General features: G+C 74.8%; 8 protein-coding genes. 7 read left to right on the top strand and 1 reads right to left on the bottom strand.

Annotation, left to right across the window (positions count from 1 at the left end; all coding sequences use genetic code 11):
• The 7 genes from AEQ27_RS14470 to AEQ27_RS14440 form a co-directional block, all read left to right on the top strand.
• On the top strand, nt 1-808 hold an 808-nt coding region (locus AEQ27_RS14470; RefSeq protein ID WP_082383618.1), incomplete at its 5' end, for an acetylxylan esterase.
• Nucleotides 809-931: 123 nt separating this feature from the next.
• Nucleotides 932-1963, top strand: coding sequence for an NADPH:quinone reductase (locus AEQ27_RS14465; protein ID WP_054147308.1), 1032 nt, complete (start codon nt 932-934; stop codon nt 1961-1963).
• A 79-nt stretch (nt 1964-2042) separates the two neighbouring features.
• Entirely contained in the window at nt 2043-3092 is a 1050-nt protein-coding gene (locus AEQ27_RS14460; protein WP_082383617.1) for an MBL fold metallo-hydrolase, read from the top strand.
• A gap of 104 nt (nt 3093-3196) precedes the next feature.
• The gene (locus tag AEQ27_RS14455) at nt 3197-4072 is read left to right on the top strand and encodes a patatin-like phospholipase family protein (protein ID WP_054147306.1); all 876 of its coding nucleotides are present in this window, start codon (nt 3197-3199) and stop codon (nt 4070-4072) included.
• Between the two features lie 47 nt (nt 4073-4119).
• On the top strand, nt 4120-5343 hold the full coding sequence (locus AEQ27_RS14450) for a glycosyltransferase (RefSeq protein WP_054147305.1): 1224 nt from the start codon (nt 4120-4122) through the stop codon (nt 5341-5343).
• 131 nt (nt 5344-5474) lie between these two features.
• Entirely contained in the window at nt 5475-5954 is a 480-nt protein-coding gene (locus AEQ27_RS14445; RefSeq protein ID WP_054147304.1) for a heme-degrading domain-containing protein, read from the top strand.
• A gap of 20 nt (nt 5955-5974) precedes the next feature.
• Entirely contained in the window at nt 5975-6517 is a 543-nt protein-coding gene (locus AEQ27_RS14440; protein WP_054147303.1) for a hypothetical protein, read from the top strand.
• An 8-nt stretch (nt 6518-6525) separates the two neighbouring features.
• Here the strand turns inward: AEQ27_RS14440 and AEQ27_RS14435 are convergent.
• Nucleotides 6526-8068 (bottom strand): MFS transporter (locus tag AEQ27_RS14435; RefSeq protein ID WP_235451107.1); only part of this gene is annotated, 1543 nt, incomplete at its 5' end.

Here is an 8068-nt window from a genome sequence, read left to right as displayed (position 1 = left end):
TGCGGCGCGCAGCTGCGGGGGCGGCGCGTGGGGGCCGGGGCACCCGGTGCGGGCCTGGGTGCGCGTGCCCGCCGGGGCGGGGGGACCGGTGCCGGCGGTCGTCCAGTTCGTCGGCTACGGCGGCGGCCGCGGCGCCGCCGTCGAGAACCTGTTCTGGTCGTCCGCCGGGTTCGCCCACCTGCAGATGGACACCCGGGGCCAGGGCGCGGGGTGGAGCCTCGGCGCCACCCCCGACCCCGACGGTTCGGGCCCGGCCCACCCCGGCGTCATGACGCGGGGCATCGACTCGCGGGAGACCTACTACTACCGGCGAGTCTTCACGGACGCCGTCCGGGCCGTCGAGGCCGCCCGCGGGCTCGACGTCGTCGACGCGTCCCGGGTGTCCGTCGTCGGCGGCAGCCAGGGCGGCGGCATCGCCCTCGCCGTCGCCGGACTCGTCCCCGACCTCGCCGCCGTCGCGGCGTACGTGCCGTTCCTCTGCGATTTCCGCCGGGCGACCGTCATCACCGACGCCGACCCGTACAAGGAGATCGGACGCTACCTGGCGGTCCACCGACACCGCGCCTCCTCGGTGCACGACGTGCTCGCCTACTTCGACGGGGTCAACTTCGCGAAGCGGGCCACGGCCCCGGCCCTGTTCACGACGGCGCTGATGGACCCGACCTGCCCGCCGTCGACGGTGTTCGGCGCCTTCCACGCGTACGCCGGGGCGGCCGACATCACGGTCTGGCCGTACAACGGGCACGAGGGCGGCGGGTTCGAGGACGACCTGCTGGCGCTCGCCCTGTTCCGCGGCGCCGGGGCCTGAGTCCGCCCGCGGACCACACGACGCCGTCGAGTGGACACGACACCGCGACGTACAGCGGTGCCGTGTCCACTCGGTGGCGTCCGGGCGGGAACACGGCGAGGCCGGGTCTGGTTGGCTCCGGGCATGAAGTCGATCGTGTACTCCGAGACCGGACCCGCCCCCACCGTGCTGCAGCTCGTCGACCGCGACCTGCCCGAACCCGCCGCCGGCGAGGTGCGGGTGCGCGTCGTGTTCTCGGGCATCAACCCCACCGACTGGAAGTCCCGCGCGGGCGGCGGCCCCGGCGAGTCGCTGCCGTTCCCCGAGGTCACGCCGAACCAGGACGGCTCGGGCGTCGTCGACGCCGTCGGCGAGGGCGTCACCGGCCTGTCGGTCGGCGACCGCGTCTGGACCTACCTCTCGGCCCACCAACGCCCTACCGGCACCGCGCAGGAGTTCACCGTCCTGCCCGCCTCTCGCGTCGTCCCGCTGCCCGACGGCGTCGGCCTCGACGTCGGTGCGAGCCTCGGCGTCCCCGCCATGACCGCCCACCGCGCGCTCACCGTGTGGGAGGACGGCCCGAGCCGCCTGACCCCCGGCAGCCTCGAGGGCGCCGTCGTCCTCGTCGCCGGAGGCGCGGGTGCGGTCGGCCACGCCGCCATCCAGCTCGCGCGCTGGGCCGGGGCCACGGTGATCACGACGATCAGCAGTGACGAGAAGGCCGCCCTCGCCACGGCCGCCGGCGCCCACCACGTCGTCAACTACCGGACGGGTGACGCCGCCGCCGAGATCCGCGAGATCGCCCCCGACGGCGTCGACGTCGTCGTCGAGGTCGCCATCTCGCAGAACGCGGACCTGCTGTCCGAGGTCGTCGGGCACCGCGCCTCCGTGGCCATCTACGCCGACAACGGCGGCGACACGACGACCATCCCCATCCGCGCGAACATGATCACCAACACCCGGTTCCAGTTCGTCCTGCTCTACACCGTGGGCGAGGAGGCGCTGCAGGCGGCCGTCGAGGACGTCACGGCGGCCCTGCGCGACGGCGTCCTGCCGGTCGGCGAGGCCGCCGGCCTGCCGGTGCACACCTTCCCGCTCGCCGAGACCGCGGCAGCGCACGAGGCCGTCGAGGGCGACGTGGTCGGCAAGGTGCTGATCGAGGTCTCCGCCGAGTAGTCGAAGCGGCGCGGCGTCGAAGGGCGCGGCGTCGAGGGGCACGGCGCGGGTGGTGGGTCGCGCTGGTTAGGCTCGCGGGGTGACCGACGCCGCCCGCCGACCCGCGCCTCCTGCCCCTCCCGTCCCGCTCAGCCCGGTGCAGGCCCACGCCGTCCGTCGGGGTGTCCTGCCACCCGTCGAGGAGGTCCGGCACGGCGTCTGGTCGGTCGCGTTCGAGTTCGGCGACGGCATCGACGACCACTCGCTGGGCTACGTCGTCGAGGGCTCGGACGGCGCCCTGACCGTCATCGACCCCGGCTGGGGCACCGACGGCAACCTCGACCGCCTCGAGAACGCCCTCGCCGAGGTCGACCACTCGCTCGCCGACGTCGCCCTGATCGCCGTGACCCACCTGCACGCCGACCACCTGGGCGGCGCCGAGGCACTGCGCCGGGCCTCCGGCGCCCGGATCGCCCTGCACGCCGCCGAGCAGCGCGCCCTGGGCGAGCGAACGTCCGACGCCGTGGCCGCCGACGCCGACATCGCCCGCTGGGGCGCGCCGGGAGACGACCAGGAGGCGCTGGTCGCGTCCTGGGGATCGGGTCGCCACCTGCCCGCGGTAACCGCCGACCTGCTGCTCGGCGACGGCGACGTGCTGCCGGTCGCGGGTCGGCTGCTGCGTGCCGTGCACACCCCGGGTCACACCGCGGGCCACCTCTGTTTCGTCGAACCCGAGCAGCGACTCGTCTTCACGGGCGACCACGTCCTGCCGCGCATCAACCCCGGGATCGGCCTCGGCGGACGCACCGGGACGAACCCGCTGACGGACTACCTCGCGTCACTCGACCGCATGGTGGCGCTCGACGTCGCCGGACCCGACGCCCTCGAGGTCTGCCCCGGGCACGAGTACCGCTTCGTCGGCCTCCGCGGGAGGGCCGAGGCCCTGATCGCGCACCGGGCCGACCGCAGCCGTGACGCCGCCGCCGCCCTGGACGCGCTCGACCGGCCGACGGTCTGGCAGGTCGCCGAGCGCATGTCGTGGAGCGGCGGCATCGCCTCACTGCACGGCTACCGGTTGGGCTCGGCGCTCGCCCAGACCGAGTGGCACGTGCAGGACCTCGGCCGCGCCGACGAGCTCCGGCCCGCCTGACACCTGCCCGAGGACGTCGCGAGGCGACCGGCCTACTGTCGAGCGCGGCCCCGAGGGACGCACCGCGCCTCCTGCCCGGACCGCCACCACGACCGAGGAGAGACATGAGCACGACCACGACCCCCACCCGCACCGCCCTCGTCCTGGGCGGCGGCGGCATCACCGGCATCGCGTGGGAGCTCGGCGTGCTGTCGCGGCTGCTCGAGGCGGGCGTGCCCGTCGACGACGCCGACCTCGTCGTCGGCACCTCGGCCGGGTCGGTCGTCGGCACGATGGTGCGGCTCGGCCGCGTCGACGAAGGGTTGCGCGAGCAGTTCGAGGCCGTCACGGAACTGCCGTCGGGCTCGATCGACCCCGACGTGTTCCAGCAGACGCTCGGTCAGGCCCTCGCCGGGGCGACCGGTCAGCAGGAGGCGCGGGCCCGGATCGGCGCGTTGGCGCGCGAGACGCCCGTGGTCGCGGACGAACCCGAGCTCGTCACGACGATGCGGGACCGCTTCGGAGGCGCCGCCTGGCCCGACGCGGCCCTGACCGTCTGCACCGTGGACGCCACCGACGGCACCTTCCGCCCGCTCGACGCCGGTTCGGGTGTCGACCTGTACCGCGCCGTGGCCGCGAGTTGCTCGGTGCCCGTCGTGTGGCCGACCGTCGAGGTCGACGGCCGCCCGACCATGGACGGCGGCGTCCGCTCGGGCACGAACGCCGACCTGGCCGACGACTACGACCGGGTGCTGGTGCTGTCGTGCGGCCCCGAGCTCGACGTCTCGCCGCTCGGCCCGACCCTGCCGCAGGTCGTCGGCGCCCGACGCGCCGCCGGTCGGGACGTGCTGGTCGTCGAGGCCGACGCCGAATCCCTGCAGGCGTTCGGCACCGACGTGCTCGCCACGAGCACCAGGCGCCCGGCCGCCGAAGCCGGTCGGCGGCAGGCCGAGGCCGTCCTCGACGACGTCCGCGCCTTCTGGACGGGTGGCGTCGCCTGACCTCCGACGGGCAGACCGCGGGGACGGCGGGCCGGTCCCCTCGGGAAGTGACCACCGCCTCCCCCACGCTCCGCATCGCCCTCGTGTCGCTGCACACGTCCCCCGGTGCCGAGCCCGGGTCGGGTGACGTCGGCGGCATGAACGTCGTCGTGCGCAACCAGGCCGAGGCGCTCGGGGCCGCGGGGCACGAGGTCGAGATCCTGACCCGTCGCTCCTCGCCCGACGAACCCGCGAGCCTGGCCTTGTCGCCCGGGGTGACCCTCCGGTTCCTCGACGCCGGCCCGGCCGAGCCCGTCACCAAGGGGCGCAACGAGCTCTTCGTCGACGAGTTCCGCGACCGGCTCGCCGAGCTCGGGCCGTGGGACGTCGTCCACTCGCACCACTGGTTCTCGGGCATGGCCGCCCTGCCCGTGGCCCGCGCCCTCGGCGTGCCCCACCTGCAGAGCTTCCACTCGATCGCCGCCCACGACTCGACCCCCCTCTCGCACGGCGAACGCGCCGAGTCCCCGGGGCGTCTCGCCGGCGAGGGGATGCCCGCCCGTGAGTCGGACGCGGTCGTCGCCATCAGCCACGCCGAGGCCGAGACCGTCACGTCCCGGCTCGGCGGCCGGGCCGACCGGGTCCACGTCGTCCTGCCGGGCGTCGACGCCGAGCTGTTCCACCCCGCGGCGGCCGACCACCCCGCGCCGGCCCGCCCCTACGTCGTCGTGGCCGGTCGGCTCGAACCCCTCAAGGCTCCCGACCTCGCCATGCGGGCCGTGGCGGCCGTGCCCGCCGAGGTCCGCCCCGAGCTCGTCATCGCCGGGGGCGCCTCGACCGAGTTCGCCGGCTACGAGTCCGAGCCGAGCGCCTTGAGCGACGAACTCGACCTCACCGTGCACTTCCTCGGCCCACGCTCGCGGCCGGGCCTCGCCGCGCTGCTGCGCGACGCGTCGCTGGTGCTCGTGCCCTCGCACTCCGAGACCTACGGGCTCATCGCCCTCGAGGCCGCGGCCAGCGGCGTCCCCGTCATCGCCGCGGCCTCGGGCGGGCTCCGCGAGTCGGTGGTCGACGGCGTGACGGGCATCGTGCTCACGCTGCGTGATCCGCAGACCTGGGCCCGGGCCCGGACGCAGGTGCTCGCGGACGCGGGGCTGCGCGAACGACTCTCGCGCGCCTCCCGGTCCCACGCGCTCGACCACCCGTGGTCGCGCTCGGCCGACGACCTCGTCGGCGTCTACTGCGGCTTGTCGGCCCGCCAGGGGTCGCCCTGCGTCGCGGCCTCGGCCTGACCACTCCGCCGCTCGGGCGCACGCCCCGGCACCAGCCCGTCGACAGGGGCCGGGCCTAGGCTCTGACCGTGCCGCGCCGAGGCGTCGGCACATCCCCGAGCAGACCGCCCGACCACCACAGGAGGCCACCGATGACCGACGACACCTTGCTGCAGACCCTCATCGAGCAAGAAGAGCGTCTCGTCTTCCGGCGGTTCACCCTCGACGTCGCCCTCGACCTGGGCGCCCACCTGCTGGCCGAGGCCCGGCGCCGTGACCTCGCCGTCGCCGTCACCGTGCGGCACGGTCGGCAGCGGGCCTTCCACGCGGCCCTGCCCGGCAGCAGCCTCGACAACGACGAGTGGCTCGACCGCAAGGCCCGCGTCGTCGAGCGGTACGGGCAGAGCTCGTACCGGGTGGGCGAGTCGTTCCGTGTGCAGGGCGGCAGCTTCGACGAGAAGGCGCGCCTCGACACCGGCCTCTACGCCGCGCACGGCGGGCTGTTCCCCGTCCGCGTCGTGGGCGTCGGCGGCGGCGGCTCGGCCGGGGTCTCGGGCCTGCCCCAGGCCCACGACCACGCGTTCGTCGTCGACGTGATCGAGGACTTCCTCGACCACGGCTACGACGCCTGATCCCACCGCGCGAGCACCACGTGGACGATCCGACCGCAGGAGGCGCGGTGCCGGCCCCCGACTCCCCCTCCGACGACGAGGTGGCCGCCTCGCTCCGCGCCCTCGTCGAGCACGCGGCCGCCGACCTGGCCGCCCGCGAGGCGCGCAGCGAGGCCCTCGCCCGGTACAAGCCCGCCCGGCGCATCGTCGCGGCGAAGACGGCGGAGCCGCTCGAGCCCGCCGGCCGCGCCTGGCGCCTCGGGGTGCTGTTGCTCGGCACCGACGGCCGCGTCTTCGAGACCGGTCGCATCACGCGGGCCGTGACGCCGACCCGCTCCCAGCACCTGTCCGCCCAGGTCGAACAGCGCAAGGCCGAACGGCGCGCGGCGGTCCGGGGCCAGTTCGCCGAGGGCGAGGTCGTGACCTACGCGTACGAGCCGGTGGACCTGTCGACCGGGGCGTTGCAGGCGGGCGAGCAGCGCCTCCCGGTCCGCGACGGGCGGGCGCTCGTGCGGTGGGGCGCGGCGGCCGGCGAGGTGCGCGACCTCGCCGCGTACCTCGCGGGCCGCGCCGGGCTGCGCTAGCGGGCCGGCTACCGCGTGGCGGCCTCCCGAGCGGTCGGCGCGGGCTCGGCGGGCTCGGCGTCGAGGAAGGGCAGGTCCCCGAGGTCGATGTTCGGGTTGGCGTCCTGCGACTCGACCAGCTCGTGCGCCTCGGCCTCGGTGGCCACGCTCGGCATCGAGCCGGGCAGCGGGCGCTGCGACGACTCCTTCATGAACCAGACCGCCACGGCTCCGACCAGCGAGGTCGCCATGAGGAAGAACGCCGGCACGAGCTCGTTGCCCGTCGCCTGCAGCAGCGCCTGGATGACCAGCGGCGTCGTCCCGCCGAACACGGCGATCGCGACGTTGTACGACACACCCATCGCGCCGTAGCGGCTGGCGGTCGGGAACAGCGCGGGCAGCGACGACGCCTGGCTCGACACCCAGAGCGCCACGCTGACGGCCAGCAGCGAGAGTCCGGCGAGCGTCGTCGCGATGCTGCCGAGGCCGATCAGCAGGAACGCCGGCAGGGCGAGAAGCAGCACCGACGCGGCGCCGAGCCACATGACGGGTCGACGACCGATGCGGTCGCTGAGCCGGCCGGCCACCGGCAGGAGCAGGGCGAGCAGCACGAGCACCGGGATGGTCAGCAACGTGCCGTGCAGCGGGTCGTAGCCGAGCGAGTCGGTCAGATAGGTCGGCATGTAGCTGGTCAGCGCGTAGCCGACGGTGTTGGACGCGGCGACGAGGCCGATCGCGATGACGATCGGGCGCCAGTGCTGTCGGATCAGCGCGAGGGTGTTGCGCGGACGGCCCTGGGCGTCGGCGATCTCGCCGACCTTGCTCTCTTGCGCGTCCTGGGTCGCCTGGAACGCGGGCGACTCCTCGATCTTCAGGCGGAAGTAGATCGCGACGACCCCGAGCACGCCGGCCAGCAGGAACGGCAGGCGCCAGGCCCAGTCGAGCATCTGCTGCTCGGTGGTCAGCAGCTGGAGCACCGACACGACGGCGGCGCCGAGCGCGAAGCCGAGGTAGCTGCCGAGGTCGAGGATGCTCGCGAAGAAGCCGCGTCGCTTGTCGGGGGCGTACTCGCTGACGAAGGTCGTCGCCCCGGCGTATTCGCCGCCGGTCGAGAAGCCCTGCAACAGCTTGAGCACGACGAGGGCGATCGGGGCGAGGGCGCCGATCGCGGCGAAGTCGGGCAGGACGCCGATCAGGAAGGTGGCGCCCGCCATCAGGATGAGCGTGGTCGCCAGCACCTTCTGGCGTCCGACCCGGTCGCCGAGGCGCCCGAAGACGACCCCGCCGAGCGGGCGGGCGACGTAGGTCGAGGCGAAGACGCCGAGGCTGAAGAGGATCTGCAGCGACGGGTCGGCCTCGGGCAGGACAACCCGGCCCATCGTGACGGCGAGGTAGCCGTAGACGCCGACGTCGTACCACTCCATGGTGTTGCCGACGACGGTGCCACCGATGGCGCGCTTCATCATCGCCGGGTCGACGACGGTGACGTCGTCGACGCGTAGACGCCTCGGACTCCGCCGTCCGGAGGCGCGGGTCGGGCGGTCGGTCGCGCGCCGGCGGGTCGGGCAGCAC

The sequence above is a fragment of the Frigoribacterium sp. RIT-PI-h genome, from assembly GCF_001297205.1.
In the GTDB taxonomy this organism is placed as follows: Bacteria; Actinomycetota; Actinomycetes; order Actinomycetales; family Microbacteriaceae; genus Frigoribacterium.
Note: the sequence above shows the minus strand (reverse complement) of the source record. Positions and strands in the feature narration are given on the sequence as shown.